Below are 22,717 nucleotides of genomic sequence, written 5' to 3'. Positions count from 1 at the left end.
GGTGTTGCGTCGCCGCCGCTGGCTACAGCAGGCGAATCAGCAGATTGAAGACGAGCGAGAGCACGACGGTCGAGGCGAACGGGAACACCATCTCGCGGCCGCGCCAGCGAAGGCGCAGATCCCCGGGCAATCGACCGATGCCGAGCTTGGTAAGCCACGGCGAGGCCGCCGAGAGGATGCAGATCGCGATGAAGATCGTGAACATCCAGCGAAACATATCGGGGTGGCCTCGCGGTGAAGGGGGGTCAGAGGGCGTGGCTGCGGTCGCCGGTGGCGAAGCCGAGCAGGCCCGCCCACTCGTCCATGCCGCGACCGAACGCGATGACCTTGAAGAGTTCGCCCATCTCGGCTTCCGAGAGCAGCTTCTGCGCGGCGGCGGCCGCCGGCAGGAACACCTTCGGATCGGACGGATCGAGCGCGCTCATCAGCTCGATGATGCCGGCGTTCATCAGGAATCGGGCTTGCGAGGTGAAGCCCAGCAGATCGAGACCGGCTTCGACGCCGGCATCGGCAATCCCTGAAAACTCCACGTGAGCCGTGATGTCCTGCAAGCCGGGGTAATAGAACGGATCGTCGTGCGCGTGGTGGCGGTAGTGGCACATCAGGGTGCCGTCTGCGCGCTGCGGATGATAGTACTCGCGCGCGGGGAAGCCGTAGTCGACGAGCAGCAAGACGCCGCGCGCGAGCAGGGGGGCCACGCTGCGCACGAAAGCCGAGGCGGCTTCGTGGGTCTCCGTCCGATATTCCTGCGTCGGCGGCAGATCGGCCAGCGCGTCGAGGGCCTGCGGCAATGGGCCGGTATGGCGACGAGCTTCCCAGGCGAAACCGTCTTGCGTACGCACTACGCCGCGTTCGAACCAGACCGGCTGCCCGGCGTCGTCCGGGCGGCGTGTCCATAGGCGCACCGGCATGGCGTCGAGCACTTCGTTGCCGAGCATCACGCCGTGGAAGGCGTCGGGCAACCTATCAAGCCACGTGACGCGATCGAGCAGATGTGGCGCGGCGTTGGCGATGGTCTCGCGCTGGCGCGCTCGCAGCTCGCCGGAGAGTTCCATGATCGAGTAGCGCTCGCAGGGCGTGCCTTCGGCGTCGAGCGCGAGCAGCAGGTCGGCCGCAAGACGTCCGGACCCCGCGCCGAATTCCAGCACTTGCGCGTCGCCCGTTTGTTCGAAGATCTCACCGATCTGGCGGGCCAGCGTGCGCGCGAAGAACGGCGTGAGCTCCGGCGCGGTGACGAAGTCACTTCCGTCGGCGGCCAGGCGCCCGAATTTCGCGGCACCGGCAGCGTAATAACCGAGGCCGGGCGCATATAGCGCCAGTTCCATGAAGCGATCGAACGGCAGCCAGCCGCCGGCCGCGTCGATGGCGTCGGCAAGATAGGCCGTGAGGCGGCGCGAGTGTTCGAGCGCGTCTGGCTCGGGAACGGGTAAACTATGGGGTTTCGGTGCGGCCTGATTCATGCGGGCATTGTAGCGGAGACAGTGTCGGCTGGCTGCTTTGGTTGGCATTGACGCGTCTGCGGACGATTTCTGGGTAATTTTTGCCGGTTTTCGTCAATTTTCAGTCGTTTTTTCGCGGTTTTCGCCAGTGTTTGCGATGCATGTCCGTTGCATGGATGCTGCGCGAGGGCGTCGCGCGCGACGGCACCGAGCATTGATTCAAGCCCATCGCCGTCCGAAGTGCATCGACCCAACCGCCCTCTGACAGGAATTCGCCGCATGACCGTTGCATCGACGCCACGCCCTACGTCCGCCGCAGGTGATGCCGCCTGCCCGCCGGCTGTACCGCCGGTGCCGCGTGTTGCGCTCGTGACGGGCGGCGCGCGCCGGATCGGCCGCGCGATCGCGCTGCGCCTCGCCGGTGTGGGGTGGGACGTGGCCGTTCACTACGAGCGTTCGCATGACGAGGCGCTCGAGACCGTCGCGGCCATCGAGGCGCTGGGGCGCCGGGCAGTCGCGTTGCAGGCATCGCTCGCGGACGAAGCCGCCACGGCAGGGCTCATCGGCCGGTGTAGCGAGGCGCTGGGCGTGCCCACCTGCCTTGTCAACAATGCCTCGCGCTTCGAGTACGATAGCGCGGGCGATTTCGGCTATCAGGCGCTGGAGCGCCACATGCGCGTGAATGCGGGCGCACCGCTCGTGCTCGCGCGCGAGATGCATGCCGCATTGGGCGAGTCGGGGCGAGGCGTCGTCGTCAATCTGCTGGATCAGAAGCTGGCGAATCCGAACCCTGATTACCTGTCGTACACGTTGTCGAAGGCCGCGCTGGCGGTGGCGACGACGTTGCTTGCCCAGGCGTTCGCGCCCCGCTTGCGCGTGGTCGGCGTGGCGCCTGGCGTGACGCTGTTGTCGGTCGACCAGACCCCGACGGGCTTTGCGGCGGCGCATGCGGCCACGCCGTTGGGCGCATCGTCGACGCCGGAGGACATCGCGCAGGCGGTGGCGTATCTGGCCGACGCGCCAGCGGTGACCGGCACCGTGTTGTATGTCGATGGTGGGCAACATCTCGCGAGTTCGTCGCGTGACGTGAAATTTCTGACCGAGCCGGCCGATGCCGACCGGTCTCGTTGATTGTCATTAAGAGTTTTCAAAATGCATAGCGCTCTTTCTCACCCTCGCCTGATGGACTGCCGCCGCATGTTCCTGCGCGACTATGAAGTGTTCATCAACATCGGCGTGCACGATTACGAGAAGCGTGGCGAGCAGCGCGTGCTGATCAATGTGCAACTGTTCGTGCCGCTCGCCGAGAGCACGCCCTTGGCGGACAAGCTCGACGAAGTGGTCGATTACGACTTCATGCGCGAGACCATTGCCAAACGCGTGGGGCTGGGCCATATCCACCTGCAGGAAACGCTGTGCGACGACGTCGCGAGTGCGCTGCTCGCGCATCCGCGCGTGCGTGCCGTGGGCGTGTCGACCGAGAAACCCGACGTCTATCCCGATTGCCACTCGGTCGGCATCGAAGTGTTCAAGATGAAGGATGCCTGACATGAGTGCCGTCATGCCCGAGACCAGCGCGCCGCTGGTCGCGACCGGAACCGTCGCCCCCGATAGCGTGAAGAAAGCGCAGAAGCTCGCGTTCGAGAACAACAAGCTCGAGAAGCGGCTGTTCCGTCTGACGGGACAGGCCATTGGCGACTACAACATGATCGAGCAGGGCGATCGTGTAATGGTGTGCATGTCCGGCGGCAAGGACAGCTATGCCATGCTCGACATCCTGCTCAAGCTTCGCGAGCGTGCGCCGATCGACTTCTCGATCGTGGCCGTCAACCTCGACCAGAAGCAGCCGGGTTTCCCGGAGCATGTGCTGCCCGACTACTTCCGTTCCATCGGCGTGGATTTCCACATCGAGAACCAGGACACGTACTCGATCGTCAAGCGCGTGGTGCCGGAGGGCAAGACCACGTGCTCGCTGTGCTCGCGCCTGCGTCGCGGCATTCTCTATCGCGTGGCGGGCGAGCTCGGCGCGACCAAGGTTGCGCTGGGCCACCACCGCGACGACATCATCGAGACCGTCTTCCTGAATTTGTTCTACGGTGGCAAGCTCAAGGGCATGCCGCCGAAGCTGCAGTCGGACGACGGCAAGAACGTGGTGATCCGCCCGCTCGCCTACGTGCGCGAATCGGATCTCGAACGTTACGCCGAGTACAAGCAGTTCCCGATCATTCCGTGCACGCTGTGTGGCAGCCAGCCGAACCTGAAGCGCGCCGAGATGAAGTCGCTGATTCGCCTGTGGGAGAAGCAGCATCCCGGGCGCATCAAATCGATTTTCAGTGCGCTGTCGAATGTGGTGCCGTCGCATTTGATGGATACGAACCTTCATGACTTCAAGAATCTGCGTGCGACGGGGCAGCCCGATCCGCTCGGCGATATTGCGTTCGACGAAGCGCCGTGCGGCGACGAGAACGACGCGGGCATCATCCGTATTACGCAATTCGACGACTGATCGCGAGCGACCCCACTCGCTGCATTGAAACCTGACGCAGCCTGCCGGACGAACCGGCGCGGCCGCCCGACCCCGACACACGGATTTCCACTCTCGAATCGTCACGACGCCATGAATATTGTGATTCTCGCCGCCGGCATGGGTAAGCGCATGCGCTCGAAGCTGCCCAAGGTGTTGCAGCCGCTGGCCGGCCGGCCGCTTCTGTCGCACGTGATTGCGACCGCACGCAAGCTCACGCCGGGCAAGCTCATCGTGGTGATAGGTCACGGTGGCGAGGCCGTGCGCGACGCGGTGGCCGGCGACGGTGTGCATTTCGCCGAGCAGGCGCAGCAGCTGGGCACCGGACACGCCGTGCAGCAAGCGGCGTCGCTGCTCGACGAGTCGGTGCCGACGCTGGTGCTTTACGGCGACGTGCCGCTCACGCGCCCCGAGACCTTGCAGGGGCTGCTCGACGCTGCGGGCAGCGAGAAGCTGGGCGTGCTCACCGTCGATCTGGACAACCCGACCGGGTATGGCCGGATCGTGCGCGACGCGGCGGGCAACGTGCTGCGCATCGTCGAACAGAAAGATGCCAACGAGGCTGAACTGGCCATTCGCGAAATCAACACCGGCATCATCGTGGCGCCGACGCGCGCACTCAAGGGCTGGCTGGCCGGTTTGAAGAATCAGAACGCGCAAGGCGAGTACTACCTTACTGACGTGATCGCGTGTGCGGTCGCGGACGGCGTGCCGGTCGTCACCACGCAGCCGGCCTTCGCGTGGGAGCCCAACGGCGTGAACGACAAGGCGCAGCTTGCCGAGCTGGAGCGTGACTACCAGCGCAATGCGGCGGGCGCGCTGCTGGCGGCGGGCGTGACCCTGATCGATCCGGCGCGCTTCGACCTGCGCGGCGAGATCGCGTGCGGCACCGACGTCTCGATCGATGTGAATTGCGTGTTCGAAGGCAGAGTGACGATTGGCGATGGCGCGACCATCGGTCCGAACTGCGTGATTCGCAACAGCACCATCGGCGCGGGCACGCACATCGAGGCGTTCAGTCATCTGGACGGCGCCGTGGTGGGCGCCGACGCGCACGTGGGGCCGTATGCACGTCTGCGACCGGGCGCAGATCTGGCCGACGAAGTGCACATCGGCAACTTCGTGGAAGTGAAGAATGCGTCGCTCGCGAAGGGCTCGAAGGCCAACCATCTGGCCTATGTCGGCGACTCGACGGTGGGCGCGCGGGTCAACATCGGCGCGGGCACCATCACTTGCAATTACGATGGCGCCAACAAGCATCGCACGGTGATCGAGGACGACGTCTTCATCGGCTCGGACACGCAGCTCGTGGCGCCGGTGACGGTGCGGCGCGGCACGACGATTGCTGCCGGCACCACGGTGTGGAAGGATACGCCGGAAGATTCGCTGGTGCTCAACGGCAAGACGCAGGAAGCGAAGACGGGTTACATCCGTCCGCGCAAGCAGAAGCAGTAAAATCGGCGGTTATGGACCGGCGCGCGACACGCACGCAAGCCAAAGCGGGCGCCGGCGAGTCAAAACGGATTGAATCCGATCGAATGCGCCAGGATCTCTGGCACGAAGGGAAGCGAATATGTGCGGCATTGTCGGCGCGGTGGCGCGACGTAACGTAGTACCGGTGTTGGTCGAAGGGCTGCGTCGTCTGGAGTACCGCGGCTACGACTCGTGCGGCGTGGCGGTATTGAAGGATGGCGTGCCGCAGCGTGCGCGCAGCGTATCGCGCGTGGCGGATCTCGATGAGCAACTGGCGCAGACGCACCTGGGCGGCGAGACGGGCATTGCCCACACCCGCTGGGCGACGCATGGCGCGCCGATCACGGACAATGCGCATCCGATCTTCTCGCGCGACGACGTGGCGCTGGTGCACAACGGCATCATCGAAAACCATGAGAGCCTGCGTGACGAGCTGCGCGGCCTTGGCTACGAATTCGTGTCGCAGACCGACACCGAGGTCATTGCGCACCTGGTGCATCACCTGCTGTCGAACGGCGCCGCGGGCGATCTGTATCACGCGGTGCGTCTGGCGACGCGCCGTCTGCACGGCGCTTACGCCATCGCGGTGTTCCGCAAGCAGGAGCCGCACCGCGTGGTGGGCGCGCGCGCTGGGTCGCCGCTGGTCGTGGGCGTGGGTGAGGGCGAGAACTTCCTCGCCTCGGATGCGCTGGCGCTGGCCGGCACGACCGATCAGTTCATCTACCTGGAAGAGGGTGATGTCGTCGAACTCACGCTCGAGGGCGTGACGATCGTGGACCGTAACGATGCGGCCGTCGAGCGCGAAGTGCGCACGGTGCAGGCGTACACGGGCGCGGTGGAGCTGGGGCCGTATCGTCACTACATGCAGAAGGAAATCTTCGAGCAGCCGCGTGCGATCGGCGACACGATGGAGGGCGTGGAAGGCATTTCGCCGACGCTCTTCGGCGAGAAGGCCGAAGCGGTGCTGAGCAGTGTCGACTCGATCCTGATTCTGGCGTGTGGCACGAGCTATTACTCGGGCCTGACGGCCAAGTACTGGCTCGAATCGCTGGCGCAGATTCCGACGCAAGTGGAAGTGGCGAGCGAGTATCGCTATCGCGACAGCGTGCCGAATCCGAAGACGCTGGTGGTGACGATTTCGCAGTCGGGCGAGACGGCCGACACGATGGCGGCGCTGCAACATGCGCAGTCGCTGGGCATGACGAACACGCTGGCGATCTGCAATGTGGGCACGAGTGCGATGGTGCGTCAGACGGCGCTGCACTACCTGACGCGCGCGGGGACCGAGATCGGCGTGGCGTCGACGAAGGCGTTCACCACGCAGTTGACGGCACTGTTCCTGCTGACGCTGACGATCGCGAAGCTGCGCGGGCGGTTGACGGCGGCTCAGGAAGCGGACTATCTGACGCAGTTGCGACACCTGCCGGCGGCGCTGCATAGTGTGCTGGCGTTGGAGCCGCAGATCATCGCGTGGGCGGAGGACTTTGCGCGTCGCGAGAATGCGCTGTTCCTCGGGCGCGGGCTGCATTACCCGATCGCGTTGGAAGGCGCGCTCAAGCTCAAGGAAATCTCGTACATTCACGCCGAGGCGTATCCGGCGGGCGAACTCAAACATGGTCCGCTGGCGCTGGTGACGGAAGAGATGCCGGTGGTAACGGTCGCGCCGCGCGATGCGCTGGTCGAGAAGCTGAAGTCGAACATGCAGGAAGTGCGTGCGCGTGGCGGCCAGTTGTATGTTTTCGCCGACGCGGACACGCAGATCGCGAACGCCGACGGCATCCACGTGATTCGCATGCCGGAGCACTACGGCCAGCTGTCGCCGATTCTGCACGTCGTGCCGCTGCAATTGCTCGCGTATCACACCGCCTGCGCGCGCGGCACCGATGTCGACAAGCCGCGGAATCTGGCCAAGTCGGTGACGGTGGAGTGAGGCCGGGGGCTGGCGTACAGTCGCCCGGTCCTGACACGCTTCCTCCATGCGGAGGGAGCGTCGTTCCGGGCCAGGTAGTCCTGGCATCAATCCGCCCATAGCGCGGCGCGATGGATTCATCTCGGCCAGAATACGTAAATTCTCGGCCATCGACTGGCAAGCGCGGTTCACGGCAACTACACTGTAATGTCATCGGGACTACAGGTCGCGGCCATGAAAGTTGCAGTGCTCACCTTTCCAAACGTGCAGATGCTCGACCTTGTCGGGCCGGTGGAAGTCTTTCACGAAGCGGCGCGGCAGGCCGGCGCGCCTTCGACCTATCAGTTCGAAATTGTCTCCACGACGTCGGGCGTTTTGCTGGCGTCGAACGGAATGACGATCACCCCCGATACGACGCTGGACACGAGCAGCGCGGATATCGATACGCTGTTGATTGCGGGCAGCCCATCGATGCAGCTGCTGGAGGACGATGCCGCGATCCGTCAATGGATATTGCGTTACGCAAAGACGGCGCGTCGTATCGGCTCGGTATGTTCGGGTGCTCTCTTGCTTGCGCGCGCAGGCTTGCTCGACGGTCGTAAGGCAACCACACACTGGAACTACACGGCACGCCTGAGCCGCCTTTATCCGAAGGTGGATGTTCAGCCGGACCAAATCTTCGTCAGGGACAACGGCATCTATACGTCGGCGGGCGTAACGGCGGGCCTGGACCTCGCATTGGCGCTCGTGGAAGAAGACCTGGGGCGAGCGGTCGCCATGAAAGTCGCGCGTCAGTTCGTCATGTTTCTCAAGCGCCCCGGTGGGCAGTCGCAGTTCAGCGCGTATCTGACCGCACAGGCGTCGGAGAAGAGCGCCATCCGGGACGTGCAGGAATGGGTGCTTCAGAATCTGTCGCAGTCGCTATCGGTCGAAGCGCTTGCGGAGCGTGCCGGAATGAGTGCGCGAAATTTCGCGCGCATCTTCAAACAGGAATGTGGCACGACCCCCGCATCGTTCGTCGAGGACGCCCGCATCGATGCGGCACGCAGACTGCTCGAGGAAACCCAACACCCCTTGAAGAAAGTAGCGAGTCTGACGGGTTTTGCCGATCCTAATGGACTGCGGCGCGCTTTCCTGCGCAAGCTCAGTGTCTCCCCGGTGGACTATCGGCGACGCTTTCGCATGGCCGCTTAGCGGCACACGACTGACGCGCCGCCCCGCCTCTTGGTGCCGTGCCAGTCGGCACGGCCTACCGATATCGCTTGGCGCGACGCTAAGCAATCGCGCCGGCCGTAATGCGCAAGCCGACGACGCCGGACAGAATGAGTGCGATGCATACCACGCGCGCCACCGACGCCGATTCGCCGAGGAAGATCATGCCGATGACGGCCGTGCCGGCTGCGCCAATCCCTGTCCAAACTGCATAGGCCGTGCCGACCGGAAGCGATCTGAGCGACGTGTTCAACAACCAGATGCTGCCAAGTCCTGTGATGGCGGCATAAACGCTTGGCCAGAGCCGGCTGAACCCCGCCGACCATTTCATCCCGAAGGCGAAAGCAATTTCCAGAAGTCCAGCGACACTGAGCACGATCCAAGACATAGCGAATTACCGATGTAGCGTAGGGGCGATAATAATGAAAACGCCCTCCGGGCAGAGGGCGCCATAGCAGAGCCGGCAATTTCAGCCGACCAGAAGTCGATGCGTGAACAAGCGGTGCAACGTGCGCAGGAAGAGCACGAGAATGGCAGCGCTCAGGAAGGCCAAAATAAGGCCGGCCAGCCCCTTGAGCACCCAGGTATCCGAGTAGGCCGCGTACTTGATGGCCGCATTGGACAGCGCGGCGATCGGGAAGCTGATGGCCCACCACGAGGCAGCGAAGGGAATCGACCGGCGGAAGACCTTGAACGAGAGCGAGATGAACAGGAACAGGCCGAAGTAAAAGAGCAGGCCGGCAAACATGTCCACATGGTGGGTGACGTTCACGTACGCCAGGAAGCCCACCTCGAACGGTGCAATCATGATGATCAGCGACGGCACCATGCCGGCCGGCAGCGGTTCATGATGCACCACGCGCGAGAAGATCATCGTGAAGAACACGAGCGCCATCATCGTGCCGATGGCAATCGCGAACATGTTGAGCTCGTGCGCCCACGCCATCGGCATCGTGCCCCCGGCCACGGCGATATCGAGTGTGGCAACGCCGGGAATCAACCAGGCCGGCGCCGCGTGGGCCGGATCCTCCTGGCCGCGGAACAGCCGACCCGCGATAACGAAGGCCAGACCGATCGTCAGAATGGATCCGAGGGTCCAGACGACTTCGCCGAGCACTGCGCTGTAGAAGCCGACGACGGACGAGAGCAGCAGCACAGCAATCGTGATGGTGCCGAAGAAGTTGCCCGCGACGGGATGATTGAATTCCGCTTTGACGACCGCGGGATACCGCGCCCACTTGACGGCGTAACCGATTGCCAGGACCAGGAACGTGAGGATGGCGATGAGGCCAATCCCCTCCGCGATCTCCACATCGGCGCCGAAGAGCTGATGGGCGCCACGCCACGCAAGCGACAGTCCGGAAATACCCATGACTGACGCAAACAAATTGACGGGAAGGTGCTTTACCGAACTACGCGGCTGAACATATTGCGTAGTGGTGGTGGCATGACTCATGATTTCCTCACTGACTTTCGGTCGTGCGCCGGCGCCGCAATGGCAACCCGGCTCGCTGGAGCGAAGCGTCGCTCGCGCCGTGAGGAAATTATGGGATGCGGTGCGCAAGACCGAAAGTGACGTAATGCGGCAATTCCTGCCAACGTTGTGGCAAACATTGCCACCTGCGGGGAAAGGCGCGCCAGCTATGTGTCAGAGGCGCGTCGCGCGCGCAAGCCGGGGCCTTCGCAAATCGGGATGGCGACCTGCATGAATCGGCACTTCAGGATCGCGTGAGCGTTCGGTACATTGCCGGGACCAGGAGCGCTGCATGACCGAACTTCACATTCCAGGCCGCATTCTCTTCCTCGGCGAAGACCCCGACGCGATCGATGCCCAGCTTCAAGGGCGTGCATTGAATCTTGCACAGGCGGGGTCGCTGCGCAACGATGTGTCGACCGACGAGATCACGCCGATTCCGGTGCTGACGTATTACGACGACCGTCTGGGACGCTATCCCTACGTTGGCCTGAAGGCCGGCGAGCGGACACCGATCGGCACGGACAGCGTGAAGCACGGCGGGTTCAGCGTGACCGTGGCTGGCAAACGCTACGGGAAAGGCTCATCGCGCGAGCACAGTCCGGTCGCGGAACGTCGTGCGGGCATCGTCCTGGTCATCGCGGAGAGCTTCGAGCGCATCTATCGACAGAACGCCGACAACGTCGGCTTGTTCACGTCGACGGACTTCGGACTGATTGACCGAATCCAGCGGGGTGAGGCGATCGACATCGAGGAACTGGTGGCGCCGCGTGACACACTCGCTGCCGCGATTCTGAGGCACGGTGGCTTGCTCAAGTACGGTCAGTCACGCATGCGCGACGTTCGTCCTTATGCCATGGCGAATGCGTCGCCCCGGCCGCAGACCCTCGCGGAGAAGATCCTGTTACGTCATCGCGTCGTGACCGACGATGTCGATGGCGGTCTGCAACCGGGCGCCGGCGGCTTCGTGAAGGCGGACTGGCGCTTTATCCACGAGTACTACACGGGCATGTGCATGCACATGCTGCATGCGGCATTCGGACGACCGACCGTGCTCCACGAGCCGCAGTCGATCATCGCCTTCGAAGATCATCTCTCGTATTCGAATCGTAGCCCGGTGCATAGCCAGAACGGGTTGATGACCGGCGTGTACCACTTGTCCAGCGCGCATCGCGACTTCGTCCGCGAGTACGGCATTCGCCATCATGGCTATCTCGGCGACGCCGACGTGGGCCATGGGAAAGGGTCCGAAGGTATCTCGCACGCCGTTATGGCCGAGCGTTACGCATTGCCGGGTCAGGTCGTGGTCGGCACGGACTCCCATACGCCGCATAGCGGTGCGGTGGGTTGCGTGGCGTTCGGCGTGGGAACGACTGACATGGCCAACAGCATGGTCACCGGTGCGGTGCGCTTGACGGCGCCCGAGTCGCTGCGCATCGATCTCGTGGGTCGGATTCCCGCGGGCGTGACGGCAAAGGACATCGTGCTCGAACTGCTCGCGGCGCCCCGCATCAAGGCAGGCGCGGGCGTGGGCAGGATCTTCGAGTTCACGGGAGAGGCGATCAAGCAGTTGTCGACGGACGAGCGTGCTACGTTGACGAACATGACCGCCGAACTGGGCGGATTCACCGGCATCGTTGCGCCAGACGAGGAAACGGTTCGATTCCTGCGCGAACGCCGAGGCGTGACGTTCGTCATCGAAGACTGGATGCACAGTGATGAGGGCGCGGTCTATGCGGACGTCATTCGCATCGATTGCAGCGCGGTCGTCCCGATGGTGGCGCGGCCGGGCGATCCCGGAAACGGCGTGCCGATCACCGATGTCACCGAAGGGCCGATTCGCTTCGATATTGCCTATGGGGGATCCTGCACCGCCGGCAAGCGTGAAGACTTCGACTATTACCATGCGGTCCTGTCATGGGCGGCGGAGCGCGGACTGAAGGTGCCCTCGCATGTGAAGTTGTATCTGCAGTTCGGGACCGTTGCCGTTCGGGACTACTGCGAGCATCGTGGCTACCTGAAAGCGTTCGAGCAGGTGGGGGCGGAATTGTTGCAGCCCGCATGCGGCGCGTGTGCGAACTGTGGCCCGGGGTCGTCGACGCACGCCGAGCAGGTGACGATCAGCGCCATCAATCGGAACTTCCCAGGGCGCTCCGGACCCGGCAAGGTTTGGCTGGCCAGTCCGCCGACGGTCGCCGCGAGCGCCATCGCCGGTGAGTTGGTGTCGTTTGAGGAATTGCAGCGACGGTTCGGTGATCGCTTGCCGGACGCGCAGTCCCCATCGACGTCGCCGAGAGCGCTCCCGTCGTCCCCGTGTGCCTGAGCAATCCCCGCCCCTTGCGAAGGCTTGAGGGGGAGCGACGCGAGAAACGTGTAGAAAAAAGTGGCGCCAATATACTGGGGTGGAGTATATTGGCGCACCCACACTATGCACCTTCTCCGACATGGCCGACTTCGCCAACCTACTTCAGCAGGGTAACGCGTGGCTTTTCATCCCCAGCGCAATCTTGCTCGGGGCGCTCCACGGACTGGAGCCTGGACATTCCAAGACGATGATGGCCGCGTTCATCGTGGCGATTCGCGGCACGATTGGACAAGCGGTGTTGCTCGGCCTGTCCGCGACGGTGTCGCACACGGCGGTCGTTTGGGGCGTGGCGTTAGGCGGCTTGTATCTCGGCCGGAATTGGGACGCGCAAGCGACCGAGCCGTACTTTCAGATCGCCTCGGCGGTGCTGATCGTCGCCGTCGCCTGCTGGATGGTCTGGCGCACCTGGCGCGACCAACATCACCACGACCACCACCACGGTCATGACCACAGCCACGACCACGAACATGATGAGACGCGCGTCATCGATACGGGGCACGGTCTGGTCCGTCTGGCGATCTTCGAGGAGGGCGTGCCTCCGCGCTTTCGTTTATCCCGCCAAGGACATCACGGCCAGGATTGGGCGGCGGAGAACGTACGACTCGAGACCGAGCGTCCGGGAGGTGCCAAGCAGACGTTCACGTTTGTGCCGCGTGACGGGTATCTCGAATCTGTCGAAGAGATTCCGGAGCCTCACGCGTTCACGGCGCGCCTGCTGCTGGAGCATGGCTTCCATCGTCATGGCTACGATGTCGAGTTCACGGAGCACGATCATTCGCATGGCGGCCTGGACGTGGCTTCGGATGACTACCAGGACGCCCACGAGCGGGCGCACGCCGACGATATCAAACGCCGCTTCGCGAATCGGGACGTCACGACCGGGCAGATCGTGATGTTCGGTCTGACGGGCGGACTGGTGCCATGCCCGGCGTCGATTACGGTGCTGCTGCTTTGCCTTCAACTCAAAAAGTTCGCCCTGGGGGCGGGACTGGTGCTGTGCTTCAGCATTGGACTGGCGCTCACCATGGTGGCCTCCGGCACGCTCGCCGCGCTTAGCGTCAAACACGTGTCCAGACGGTGGAGCGGCTTCGGCGAGTTCGCACGCAAGGCGCCCTATTTCTCCAGCGCCCTGATCGTAATGGTCGGCTTGTATGTGGGCTACCAGGGGTATCTCGGCTTGGCGACAGCGACTCACTGACACACCGTGTATCGGCGATCGGCGGACACCGTGCCCGCCCGAATCCCCTTCTTCCCCATTCCTCCGAGCAGCACATTGCGCGAATGCCGAGCCGGTCGACGTTTCTTATAGCCGCGGCCCACAGCATCGTAGTTCGTCATGATGTTCGTCATTTCGGCAGTTAAATCATGAATTTCGACGAAATGACGCTACATTTCATCCGGCACTCTCCCTAGAATGGATGTGGCGGTGCTTGCACAAACGTCGAAGCCGTCGATTCGGCGCGATGCTGGCCAGCCCTGCCGTTCGACGTTTCCATTCGAGGGGAAGACCATGAAGAAGATCGCCTTGCTTGGCGCGGGACACATCGGCCAGACCATTGCGCGCTTGTTGCACGATAGCGGCGACTACCGGGTCACGGTTTTCGACCGCAACGCGCAGGCGGCTGCCGTGGTGCGCAACCATGCCCACACGTTCGTCGAACTGACGGGATGCGATACCGGCTCGCTGCAACGGGCCATCTCGGGCCATGATGCCGTCGTCAATGCGCTGCCCTACACCATGGCCACGAGCGCCGCTACGGCCGCCGTCGCAGCAGGGTGCCACTACTTCGATCTGACCGAGGACGTGGCCGCGACGCACGCGGTCCAGCAATTGGCCGAGGGCGCGTCGACCGTGCTGATGCCGCAATGCGGCCTGGCCCCCGGATTCATCGCCGTCGCGGCCCATCATCTCGCGGCCACCTTCGAACAGGTCGACTCCGTGAAGATGCGTGTCGGGGCGTTACCGGCATTTCCTACCAACTCGCTCAAGTACAACCTGACGTGGAGCGTCGACGGGCTCATCAACGAGTACTGCCAGCCGTGCGAAGCGATTCGCGACGGGGTCCGACTGAGCGTTCAGCCGCTGGAGGATCTGGAGCACTTTTCGCTGGATGGCGTGGAGTACGAAGCGTTCAACACGTCGGGCGGATTGGGCACGCTATGCGAGACGCTCAGCGGACGCGTGCGCGATCTCGATTACAAGTCCGTGCGCTATCCGGGCCACGGCGCGTTGATGAAGGTACTGCTCAACGAACTGCGCCTCAAGGACGATCAGGATACGATCAAGACGATCCTCAAGCGTGCGGTGCCCAGCACCCTGCAGGACGTGGTGCTGATCTTCGTGGTCGTGAGCGGCCTTCGCCGCGGCGTGCTGACGCAGGAAGTCTTCGCGCGGAAAATCTTCGCCGAGCGCAACAACGGCCACAGCGCCAGCGCGATCCAGATCACGACGGCGTCGGCCATCTGCGCGGCGGTCGATATGTTCTTCGGCGGGCAGTTGCCTCAGCGCGGTTTCGTGCGTCAGGAACAGATTGCCCTGGCAAATTTCCTGGCGAACCGGTTCGGCCAGGTCTACGCACACTCGACGCATATCGAATCCCTCTCCTGACGCCAGAGAGGGATCGCCTCAAAAAAAGCACGACGACCCGGCAAGCGGCTTACCCACCATTGGCCCCGGGCCGTCGTCGAGGAAAAGCGTCAGAAGCGATGCTGGATGCCGGCCGTGACGCCGACCTGCGTGTCGGCCGCACCGGTCAGGTCACGCGACAGGCTCACGTTCTGACCATGTTTGGCGAACGCGTAACCGCCAGACAGGTACAGCGCCGTGCGCTTTGACATCGCGTACTGCGCGCGCAGCGAGATCAGCGTCGGATCTGCGTCGCTCGCGTCCTTGATGTTCTGATGATAGATCGCGCCGTACAACGTGAATGCCGGCGTGAAGTCATAGGACCCGCCCAGCCAGTACATGTCGCTGCGCAGCGACGCAGTGCCCGCCGTCACAAACGTCTTCTTGTAGTTCCGGTAGCCCGCCATCACTTTCGCATGGCCAAAGCGATAGCTCGCCCCGGCATGAATTCCCTGGATGTAGTCGGTCGTGTCGGCCGGCGCGACGCTGCTGCCCGCGCCGTTCTGCCGGTCGTACGTGGCGACGAGCGCAAGCGGGCCGTTCTCGTAGCCGACAGCGAAGTCGTACTTCGATGAGGTCTTCGTACTGCCTGCCACATTGCCGAAGCCATACAACGCGCCGAGCTTGAACCCGTTGAACTCACCGTCGTAACGCACGGCGTTGGCCGAGCGCGAGAACAGTCCATCCTTGCGTGCGCCGGTGGCCGTGGCGCTGGTCGCCCACGAGTAGTTCGGCGCGTAGCCCATTGGATCGAACTGAAGCATGTAGTCGTACGTCGTCGTGAATGTACGACCGAGCGTGACCTGGCCCCATTGTTTGTGCTTGAGCCCAACCACCGCACGACGATCGAAGATCGCGCCGGGGCCGTCGTCGAACTGGCCGTTGACGATGCTGATGCCGCTCTCGAGCTGGAAGATGGCCTTGAGGTCGCCGCCAAGGTCTTCGCTGCCCTTGAAACCGAAGCGCGACGTATTCTTGCCGCCGGAAACGGCGCGTGCCGCGCCACCGGCGTCGCTGGCGTGATTCACATATTCCACCCCGGCGTCCATGATCCCGTAGATCGTCACGTTCGATGCCGCGTGCGTCAGGCCGGCGTTGAGCACGCCGATTGCGCTCAATGCGGCCAGACCGATACTGCTTCTTTTCATGGGTGTCTCCTCTCTTATGTTTCTCGTGGTGTTGCGCGGGAGAGCGCCCGCGCGTCGCGTGAAAAGCAGGGGGCGCGCCGACGCGGCGGCGTGCCCGTGTCAGGCTTGCGCCTGCGCGAAGGCCCAACAATCGTTCGCCGGAAATTCCACCCAGTGATGGCCCGGCTCGCGTGCCGTCTGGCCGAACGCTCGGAAGCGCAGCGATCCGCAATGGAACAGGTACTCCCAGCGGTCGCCGAGATACATCGACGTGACGAGCTGTGCGCTCACGCGGTTTTGGCCCGGGCCGTCGGCCACCTGCACGCGCTCCAGGCGAATGACAGCCTGCGCGTCCTGTCCCGGTGCGAGCGTGTCGCGCGCCCGGGCTTGCAGGGCGAAGCCATCGCCCGCGAGCGTGACGAGATCGCCGTCGACGGCGCTCACCGTCGCATCGATCCGGTTGTTGCTGCCCATGAATTCGGCCGTGTACAGCGAGCGCGGCGCGCCGTAGAGTTCGGCAGGCGAGCCTTCCTGCTCGATGCGTCCGTTGCGCAGCAGCAGGATCCGATCCGACATCGCCATGGCCTCTGTCTGATCGTGCGTAACGCACAGCGCCGACAATCCGAGCGAGACGATCAGCTCGCGCAGCCACGCACGCGCTTCTTCGCGCAACTTGGCGTCGAGGTTCGAGAGCGGTTCGTCGAGCAGAATGACGGGCGGGTTGTAGACCAGCGCACGCGCAATGGCCACGCGCTGCTGCTGTCCGCCCGAGAGCTGGAACGGAAAGCGCGCCGCCAGATGACCGAGGCCAAGCTGGTCGAGTGCGTTCTGCACGCGCTCGCGCCGCTCCGCCGCACCGACCTTACGCAGCTTCAGACCATAGCCAACGTTGTCCGCGACGGTGCGATGCGGCCACAGCGCGTACGACTGGAACACCAGGCCGAGCGAGCGTTGCTCGACAGGGCAGTCGATGCCCTGTGCGCCGTCGAAGAAGACCTGATCGTCGAGCGCGATGCGGCCTTGCGACGGCTGTTCGAGCCCCGCCACCGCGCGCAGCAACGTGGTCTTGCCGCTACCCGACGCGCCGAGCAGACACACGACTTCACCCGCTTTGAGTTCGAACGACACGCCCTTGAGGATCGGGTTGGCGCCGTAGCTCAGAAAGAGGTTGTCAACGATGAGCTTATCCATGCAATTTGACTCCGAAGCGCAACGCCACGCCCAGACCGGCGCCGACCATCGCAATGTTGATGACAGAGAGCGCGGCGACCTGATCGACCGCGCCGGTCGCCCACAGCGACACGAGCAGCGAGCCGATGACTTCCGTGCCAGGCGAGAGCAAATAGACGGCGGTCGAATACTCGCGCTCGAAGATCATGAAGATGAGCAGCCACGCGGCGAGCAGACCGAAGCGCACGAGCGGCAGGGTGACGTCGAGGCTCACGCGGCTGCGCGTGGCGCCGACACTTCGTCCGGCCTCTTCCAGCTCCGGGCCGACCTGGAGCAGCGCGCTCTGGATGAGGCGCATGCCGTACGCGAGCCACACGACCGTATAGGCTACCCAGATGCTCCACATCGAATTCTTGAGTTCGCGCAGTCCGGGCACGAACAGAAAGATCCACAGGAAGGCCAGACCGGCGAGCAGGCCAGGCACGGCGCGAGGCAGCAGCACGAGATAGTCGAGCAGCTTCGTGGCCCAGTCGTTGCGCCGGTGGCCGGCGAATGCCACGAGCGAGTAGAAGCCCACCGCGATGGCGCCGCCGATCACGCCGATGCCCAGCGTGTTGAGAATGGCGCGCACGAGATTGTCTTGCTCGAAGAGCTCGGTGAAGTTTGCGAGCGTGAGCACGTCGCTCAGGACCACGCCTTCACCCCAATGCGTGACGAACGAGCGCAGCACGATGCCCGAGATCGGCACGAAGACCGTCACCAGCAGCCAGGCACCGACGATCGCCAGCGCGACCCAACGCCACACGCCCAGCGGCAGCGCGGTCTGACGCCCCGCCTTGCCCTTGACGGTCACGTACTTGTTCGCGCGCTTGAGCAGGCGACGTTGCAGCAGCACGAGCGGAAAGGTGATCGCGACGATGCACATCGCCACCGCCGCCATCAGGTGATATGACGGCACACCGAGCTTGTTGGTGAGCTTGTACAGGTATGTCGCCAGCACGAGGTGACCTTCAGGATCGCCCAGGACGAGCGGCAGACCGAAGACCTCGAAGCCGAGGAAGAACACGAGCACGCCAGCGAAGAGCAGGGCGGGCAGGGTCATCGGCAGGCTGACGTCGAGCGCCACCCGGAACGGGCGTGCACCTGCCACGCGGGCCGCCTCTTCCACGTCGGAGCCGAGATTGCGGAGTGCGGCCGACGAATAGAGGTAGACGTGCGGCACATGCGTGAGGCCGACGATCACGGTGATCGCGAAGATCGAGTAGATCGACCAGGGCGCGTCGAGACCGGTGAGTTCGCGGAACCACACGGCGTAGAAGCCGACGGGGCCGGCGGCCACGACGTAGCCGAAGGCGAGCACCATCGGCGAGACGAACACCGGCGTGAGCAGCAGCGGTTCGAGCCAGCGACGCCCCGGCAAATCGGTGCGCACCATGAGGAAGGCGAGAATGCCGCCGAGCGGGATCGAAATGAACAGCATCCCGAACGCGATGATGAACGAGTTCTTCACCGCCGACCAGAAGTCGGGGTCGGCAAAGACGAAGCGATAGCCGTCGATACCGAACGTGCGGTTGGCATCGAAGAACGGGGCCGAGAGCAGGCTCTGCACGACGATGAACGACAGCGGCAGCATCACGGCAACGGTGAGCACGGCGATGACCAGCCAGCGCGACGTGGCCGCGAGTGCACGCCAGGGTGTTGTGCCGTGAGGTGTCGCCCCGGCAGGGGGACGACCGGCGGGCACCGCAGAGCGGTCAGCGGTAGAAGATGACAGCATGAGGGTCTCCCTGCACCCCGCGGGGCGCATATCGAGAAAGGCTTGGGGAGAGGCAGGCCGCCGATGCGGCCGCCGGACTTAAGGGTGTTGCCGGTGACGCGATGATCGCGGGGCGGGGGGCGACCCGTCGTGTCACGTCAGCCATGAAGCGCGTGCGACACGCATGCCGCTCAGCGCTTGATGGACTGCTGCCAGCGCTTGAGGAATTCAAGACGCTTGGACTGATCGAGGTAGACCAGCAGGCCCGCACCGATCGGGATCGGCTTGAGCGCCGAGCCGAGTTGTTGCGTGAGGTTCGCCATCGACGTCTCGCCGTCGACGTCCGCTCGAATCGAGAACAGGTTGGCCTGATTGGCGAGCAGGGTCTGGCCACGCTTCGAGAGCAGATAGTCGACCCAGAGCCTGGCCGCGTTCGAATGCCTGGCCTTCTTCGAAATCATGACGAGACGGCTCACCACCTGCGTGTAGTCGCGCGGATAAACGTAGCCGATGGACGGGTCCTTCTTCGCCTTGGCAAACGCGTAGGAGCCGAGGATGTTGTAGCCGATCAGGTTCTCGCCCGACGAGATGCGCTCCATCATCGCGCCGGTGCTCGATTGCAGCTTCGGGTTGAGCGCGCCGAAAGCGGCCACGAGTTCCCATGTCACCTCCGGGTTCACGCGGGCGTCCTGCGTCAGGTAGTTGAAGCCCACGCCCGACTTTTCGATATCGTAGGTGGTGACCTTGCCCTTGAACTTGGCCGGGTTCGCGTGCAGCAGCTTGATCAGTTCCATGCGCGTCTGCGGTACCTCGTTCGCCGGCAACAAACGCTTGTTGTAGACGATGGCGAGCGGCTCGTACGTTGTGCCGTAGGCCTGCTTCTGATACTGCGCCCATTGTGGAATGTGAGTGGATTCGGGCGATTCGTAGCTCGCCGTCATGCCGTCGTTCACGAGCTTGACCTGAAGGTCCATCGCGGAACTCCAGAGCACGTCGGCGCTGGTACTGTCGGCCGCGCTCTCGCTGATGTAGCGGTTGTACAGCTCGGTGCTGTTCATGTCGTTGTATTCGACCTTCACACCGTACAGCGACTCGAAGTCCTTGATGAGCGGACGCACGAGCGCCGTATCCGTCACCGAGTACACGATGAGCTTGCCTTCCTTCCTGGCCGCGTCGACCGTGGCCTGATAGTTCGCCGGATAGCCGGCGGGCACCTGCGCATGGGCTGCGGGCATAGCGGCTGCGAAGAGCGCTGCGGTCGCGACCATCGCGCCAAGCGATTGCTGTTGCTTCATGTCATCCTCCGGAAGACCCCTTGAATGGGTTTGTCGTTTTCGTGTGGCGCATGGTAATTTGCCGAAACTTTCAATTCGCTTTCGATTTCGTATCGAAGCGGGCCCAAGCCCCCTTTTTTGGGTCATGGATTTCCCTAGGTCTCATGCGCATCCTGCTTGTCGAAGACAATCCGAGTCTGGCCAAATCGCTCTCCGAGGCGTTGACGCAGGCGCACTTCGCCGTCGATTGCATGCACGACGGCGAGGCTGCCGACCACGTGTTGCGCACGCAGGAGTATTCGCTCGTGATTCTCGATCTGGGGCTGCCGCGTCTGGACGGCCTGGAAATTCTGCGACGACTGCGCGCGCGCCGTAACCGCGTGCCCGTGCTGATTCTTACGGCGCATGGCTCGCTCGAAGATCGCGTGAAGGGCCTCAACCTTGGGGCCGACGATTATCTTTCAAAACCGTTCGAACTCGATGAGCTGGAAGCACGCGCTCGTGCGCTGATCCGTCGTGCCCAGCATCACGAAAGCGCCGATGTGGCGTGCGGGCCGCTGGTATTCGATGGCGTTGAGCGCAGCTTCCGTCTCGGCGGCGAACTGCTGGCGCTCACCAAGCGCGAGCGGGCCGTGCTCGAAGTGCTGATCGTGCGTGGCGGACGTGCGATCAACAAGGAAGCGCTCTCGGAGAAGCTCTTCGGCATCGATGAATCCGTGAATCCAGACGCCATCGAAATCTACGTCTACCGCTTGAGAAAGAAGCTCGAAGGCAGCGGCGTGGCGATCGTCACGCTGCGCGGACTGGGCTATCTGCTCGAAGTGAAGTCGGACGCGGCACCGCCTGCCGCATGATCCGCACGTCTGACGTCGCCCTCCATGTCGCAACCTAACCTTCGCCGTCAACTGGCGCTCTGGCTATTATTCCCGCTGCTTGGGTTGCTCGCGCTCGATACCTGGCTGACCTATCAGCGCGCGATGAGCGCGGCCAATTCGGCGTTCGACCGGTCGCTGGAGTTTTCGATCAAGTCGATTCGCGAGGGCACACAACTGATCGACGGAGAAGTGCAGGTCAATCTGCCGTATCTCGCGCTGGAGATGTTCGAATCGGATCGCGGCGGCAAGATTTATTACGTGATTCGTGAAGCGGGCGGCCGCGCGGTGACGGGCTATCACGATCTGCCGATGCCTCCCGGACGACTCGTGCCCGGGCCATATCACGCCGTGTTCTACGACGCCACGTATCGCGGCGAGACGCTGCGCATGGGGGCACTGCAACTGCCCGTGCATGACGTGCCGAACGCGCAGACGCGTGTTGTGTGGATCGTCGTGGGTGAGACGACGGAGTCTCGCCACGAACTGGCGCGTCAGATTCTTACGGGCGCGCTGCAGCAGGAGGTGCTGCTCGTTGTGTTGGCGCTTGCCATCGTCTGGCTGGGCGTGACGCGTGGGCTGCGGCCGCTGAATCGGCTGTCCGCCAAGGTGGCGGCGCGCGATGAAGACGACACGACGCCGCTCGACAATGTCGATCTGCCGACCGAGGTCAAGCCGCTCGTCGAATCCATCAATCAGTATGTGGGCCGCGTGGGCCGCATGCAGGCCTCGCGGCAACGGTTCTTCGCCGACGCGGCGCACCAGTTGAAAACCCCGCTCGCCATCATTCAGGCAGAGTCCGAACTCACGCTCAGGGAATCGCTCAGTGCCGGGGCGCGTGAGCGTGTGGAGCGACTCAACCATGCGGTGAAGCAGGCCGCGAAGAGCGTTCGGCAACTGCTGTCGCTGTCGCGTCTGGAGGCGGAAGGCGGCCCGCCGGTGGCGATGGTGTCGCTACGGCTGGACGATTTGGCGCGCAGCGTGGCCCTCGACTGGTCGCCGGTGGCGCGCTCGCGCGGGATCGATCTGGGTTTTGAGCATGACGGGCCGGTGCCCGTGGTGGCGCAGCGCGAGTTGCTGTCCGAGTTGTGCGGCAATCTCATCGATAACGCCATTCGTTATGCCGGCGACGGTGCTGTCATTACGGTGCGCACCTGGTGTGATGGCGATGTGCCGGTGCTGCAAGTCATCGACAACGGCCCCGGCATTCCCGAGTGCGAGCGTGAGGCGGTGTTCGAGCGTTTCTATCGCCGCGAGCACGATGGGTCGGCCCCGCAAGCGGTCCAGACGGCGGATGGTTCCGGGCTGGGACTTGCCATCGTCAGGGAAATCGTTCGAATGCATCGTGCCGATGTGTCGCTCGGCGATGCGCCCGGTGGCGGACTCGAGGTGACGGTGCGATTCCCAGCCAGTGACGGCACTCACTCACGCCTGGAAGGAAATTCCTGATTTCGTCATATTTTGGGAAGAGATTTGCCTGAAACGTCCGGTCAACG

Annotated in this window: 19 protein-coding genes; 11 read left to right on the top strand and 8 right to left on the bottom strand. The window is 63.7% G+C overall.

Translation table 11 applies throughout. The annotated features are described in order from the left end of the window. Positions 1-22: 22 nt before the first annotated feature. Both PanNE5_RS05355 and PanNE5_RS05350 read right to left on the bottom strand, forming a co-directional pair. Positions 23-217, bottom strand: a complete 195-nt coding sequence (locus PanNE5_RS05355) for a DUF2905 domain-containing protein (RefSeq protein WP_017235747.1) — start codon at positions 215-217, stop codon at positions 23-25. 28 nt (positions 218-245) lie between these two features. Continuing rightward, positions 246-1,460: a class I SAM-dependent methyltransferase gene (locus PanNE5_RS05350; protein ID WP_017235746.1), complete on the bottom strand. Its 1,215-nt coding sequence runs from the start codon at positions 1,458-1,460 to the stop codon at positions 246-248. A 258-nt stretch (positions 1,461-1,718) separates the two neighbouring features. On the opposite strand from PanNE5_RS05350, the gene PanNE5_RS05345 reads away from it, so the two are divergent. The 6 genes from PanNE5_RS05345 to PanNE5_RS05320 all read left to right on the top strand — a co-directional run bounded on the left by PanNE5_RS05345 (position 1,719) and on the right by PanNE5_RS05320 (position 8,539). Then, the gene (locus PanNE5_RS05345) at positions 1,719-2,570 is read left to right on the top strand and encodes an SDR family oxidoreductase (protein WP_261939368.1); all 852 of its coding nucleotides are present in this window, start codon (positions 1,719-1,721) and stop codon (positions 2,568-2,570) included. A gap of 21 nt (positions 2,571-2,591) precedes the next feature. Further along, positions 2,592-2,987: a dihydroneopterin aldolase gene (locus tag PanNE5_RS05340; protein ID WP_026132324.1), complete on the top strand. Its 396-nt coding sequence runs from the start codon at positions 2,592-2,594 to the stop codon at positions 2,985-2,987. Between the two features lie 13 nt (positions 2,988-3,000). After that, complete coding sequence (ttcA, locus tag PanNE5_RS05335) at positions 3,001-3,945, top strand: tRNA 2-thiocytidine(32) synthetase TtcA (RefSeq protein ID WP_051060353.1); 945 nt, start codon at positions 3,001-3,003, stop codon at positions 3,943-3,945. A 111-nt stretch (positions 3,946-4,056) separates the two neighbouring features. Then, complete coding sequence (gene glmU / locus PanNE5_RS05330; protein WP_017235741.1) at positions 4,057-5,418, top strand: bifunctional UDP-N-acetylglucosamine diphosphorylase/glucosamine-1-phosphate N-acetyltransferase GlmU; 1,362 nt, start codon at positions 4,057-4,059, stop codon at positions 5,416-5,418. A gap of 118 nt (positions 5,419-5,536) precedes the next feature. After that, the gene (glmS, locus tag PanNE5_RS05325; RefSeq protein WP_150562137.1) at positions 5,537-7,366 is read left to right on the top strand and encodes a glutamine--fructose-6-phosphate transaminase (isomerizing); all 1,830 of its coding nucleotides are present in this window, start codon (positions 5,537-5,539) and stop codon (positions 7,364-7,366) included. A 213-nt stretch (positions 7,367-7,579) separates the two neighbouring features. Further along, a complete protein-coding gene (locus PanNE5_RS05320) occupies positions 7,580-8,539 on the top strand; it encodes a GlxA family transcriptional regulator (RefSeq protein ID WP_261939367.1) in 960 nt (319 codons plus the stop codon). 79 nt (positions 8,540-8,618) lie between these two features. Here PanNE5_RS05320 and PanNE5_RS05315 read toward each other — a convergent pair whose 3' ends face one another. Together PanNE5_RS05315 and PanNE5_RS05310 are read right to left on the bottom strand one after the other, a co-directional pair. Continuing rightward, entirely contained in the window at positions 8,619-8,945 is a 327-nt protein-coding gene (locus tag PanNE5_RS05315; RefSeq protein ID WP_017235738.1) for a DMT family transporter, read from the bottom strand. An 81-nt stretch (positions 8,946-9,026) separates the two neighbouring features. Then, a complete protein-coding gene (locus tag PanNE5_RS05310; protein ID WP_017235737.1) occupies positions 9,027-9,929 on the bottom strand; it encodes an SLAC1 anion channel family protein in 903 nt (300 codons plus the stop codon). A gap of 394 nt (positions 9,930-10,323) precedes the next feature. On the opposite strand from PanNE5_RS05310, the gene PanNE5_RS05305 reads away from it, so the two are divergent. The 3 genes from PanNE5_RS05305 to PanNE5_RS05295 all read left to right on the top strand — a co-directional run bounded on the left by PanNE5_RS05305 (position 10,324) and on the right by PanNE5_RS05295 (position 15,004). After that, entirely contained in the window at positions 10,324-12,354 is a 2,031-nt protein-coding gene (locus PanNE5_RS05305; protein ID WP_261939366.1) for an aconitase family protein, read from the top strand. A 121-nt stretch (positions 12,355-12,475) separates the two neighbouring features. Further along, positions 12,476-13,594, top strand: a complete 1,119-nt coding sequence (locus tag PanNE5_RS05300) for a nickel/cobalt efflux protein RcnA (RefSeq protein ID WP_017235735.1) — start codon at positions 12,476-12,478, stop codon at positions 13,592-13,594. A gap of 312 nt (positions 13,595-13,906) precedes the next feature. Beyond that, on the top strand, positions 13,907-15,004 hold the full coding sequence (locus tag PanNE5_RS05295) for a saccharopine dehydrogenase family protein (protein ID WP_261939365.1): 1,098 nt from the start codon (positions 13,907-13,909) through the stop codon (positions 15,002-15,004). Positions 15,005-15,093: 89 nt separating this feature from the next. Here the strand turns inward: PanNE5_RS05295 and PanNE5_RS05290 are convergent, their stop codons facing one another. The 4 genes from PanNE5_RS05290 to PanNE5_RS05275 form a co-directional block, all read right to left on the bottom strand. Continuing rightward, positions 15,094-16,170 carry a porin gene (locus PanNE5_RS05290; protein ID WP_261939364.1) on the bottom strand — a complete coding sequence of 359 codons (1,077 nt, stop codon included), beginning with the start codon at positions 16,168-16,170 and terminating at the stop codon, positions 15,094-15,096. A 99-nt stretch (positions 16,171-16,269) separates the two neighbouring features. Then, on the bottom strand, positions 16,270-17,340 hold the full coding sequence (locus PanNE5_RS05285) for an ABC transporter ATP-binding protein (protein WP_261939363.1): 1,071 nt from the start codon (positions 17,338-17,340) through the stop codon (positions 16,270-16,272). Continuing rightward, positions 17,333-19,096 carry an ABC transporter permease gene (locus tag PanNE5_RS05280; protein WP_261939362.1) on the bottom strand — a complete coding sequence of 588 codons (1,764 nt, stop codon included), beginning with the start codon at positions 19,094-19,096 and terminating at the stop codon, positions 17,333-17,335. The genes PanNE5_RS05285 and PanNE5_RS05280 overlap by 8 nt, the downstream gene beginning before the upstream one ends. 170 nt (positions 19,097-19,266) lie before the next feature. Next, positions 19,267-20,343, bottom strand: coding sequence for an ABC transporter substrate-binding protein (locus PanNE5_RS05275; RefSeq protein WP_369751624.1), 1,077 nt, complete (start codon positions 20,341-20,343; stop codon positions 19,267-19,269). Positions 20,344-20,513: 170 nt separating this feature from the next. Here PanNE5_RS05275 and PanNE5_RS05270 point away from each other — a divergent pair, with 170 nt between their 5' ends. Further along, positions 20,514-21,203, top strand: coding sequence for a response regulator (locus PanNE5_RS05270; RefSeq protein ID WP_017235728.1), 690 nt, complete (start codon positions 20,514-20,516; stop codon positions 21,201-21,203). 24 nt (positions 21,204-21,227) lie between these two features. Then, on the top strand, positions 21,228-22,670 hold the full coding sequence (locus tag PanNE5_RS05265; protein WP_261939361.1) for a sensor histidine kinase: 1,443 nt from the start codon (positions 21,228-21,230) through the stop codon (positions 22,668-22,670). Positions 22,671-22,717: the final 47 nt, after the last annotated feature.

Origin of the sequence: Pandoraea sp. NE5, from assembly GCF_024363545.1 — a bacterium.
GTDB lineage: Bacteria > Pseudomonadota > Gammaproteobacteria > Burkholderiales > Burkholderiaceae > Pandoraea > Pandoraea cepalis.
Note: the sequence above shows the minus strand (reverse complement) of the source record. Positions and strands in the feature narration are given on the sequence as shown.

Excerpts from the sequence above, each read along its gene's own strand:
- PanNE5_RS05355 (WP_017235747.1), bottom strand. The coding sequence starts at position 217 with ATGTTTCGCTGGATGTTCACGATCTTCATCGCGATCTGCATCCTCTCG.
- PanNE5_RS05350 (WP_017235746.1), bottom strand. The coding sequence starts at position 1,460 with ATGAATCAGGCCGCACCGAAACCCCATAGTTTACCCGTTCCCGAGCCA.
- PanNE5_RS05345 (WP_261939368.1), top strand. The coding sequence starts at position 1,719 with ATGACCGTTGCATCGACGCCACGCCCTACGTCCGCCGCAGGTGATGCC.
- PanNE5_RS05340 (WP_026132324.1), top strand. The coding sequence starts at position 2,592 with ATGCATAGCGCTCTTTCTCACCCTCGCCTGATGGACTGCCGCCGCATG.
- ttcA (WP_051060353.1), top strand. The coding sequence starts at position 3,001 with ATGCCCGAGACCAGCGCGCCGCTGGTCGCGACCGGAACCGTCGCCCCC.
- glmU (WP_017235741.1), top strand. The coding sequence starts at position 4,057 with ATGAATATTGTGATTCTCGCCGCCGGCATGGGTAAGCGCATGCGCTCG.
- glmS (WP_150562137.1), top strand. The coding sequence starts at position 5,537 with ATGTGCGGCATTGTCGGCGCGGTGGCGCGACGTAACGTAGTACCGGTG.
- PanNE5_RS05320 (WP_261939367.1), top strand. The coding sequence starts at position 7,580 with ATGAAAGTTGCAGTGCTCACCTTTCCAAACGTGCAGATGCTCGACCTT.
- PanNE5_RS05315 (WP_017235738.1), bottom strand. The coding sequence starts at position 8,945 with ATGTCTTGGATCGTGCTCAGTGTCGCTGGACTTCTGGAAATTGCTTTC.
- PanNE5_RS05310 (WP_017235737.1), bottom strand. The coding sequence starts at position 9,929 with ATGGGTATTTCCGGACTGTCGCTTGCGTGGCGTGGCGCCCATCAGCTC.
- PanNE5_RS05305 (WP_261939366.1), top strand. The coding sequence starts at position 10,324 with ATGACCGAACTTCACATTCCAGGCCGCATTCTCTTCCTCGGCGAAGAC.
- PanNE5_RS05300 (WP_017235735.1), top strand. The coding sequence starts at position 12,476 with ATGGCCGACTTCGCCAACCTACTTCAGCAGGGTAACGCGTGGCTTTTC.
- PanNE5_RS05295 (WP_261939365.1), top strand. The coding sequence starts at position 13,907 with ATGAAGAAGATCGCCTTGCTTGGCGCGGGACACATCGGCCAGACCATT.
- PanNE5_RS05290 (WP_261939364.1), bottom strand. The coding sequence starts at position 16,170 with ATGAAAAGAAGCAGTATCGGTCTGGCCGCATTGAGCGCAATCGGCGTG.
- PanNE5_RS05285 (WP_261939363.1), bottom strand. The coding sequence starts at position 17,340 with ATGGATAAGCTCATCGTTGACAACCTCTTTCTGAGCTACGGCGCCAAC.
- PanNE5_RS05280 (WP_261939362.1), bottom strand. The coding sequence starts at position 19,096 with ATGCTGTCATCTTCTACCGCTGACCGCTCTGCGGTGCCCGCCGGTCGT.
- PanNE5_RS05275 (WP_369751624.1), bottom strand. The coding sequence starts at position 20,343 with ATGGTCGCGACCGCAGCGCTCTTCGCAGCCGCTATGCCCGCAGCCCAT.
- PanNE5_RS05270 (WP_017235728.1), top strand. The coding sequence starts at position 20,514 with ATGCGCATCCTGCTTGTCGAAGACAATCCGAGTCTGGCCAAATCGCTC.
- PanNE5_RS05265 (WP_261939361.1), top strand. The coding sequence starts at position 21,228 with ATGTCGCAACCTAACCTTCGCCGTCAACTGGCGCTCTGGCTATTATTC.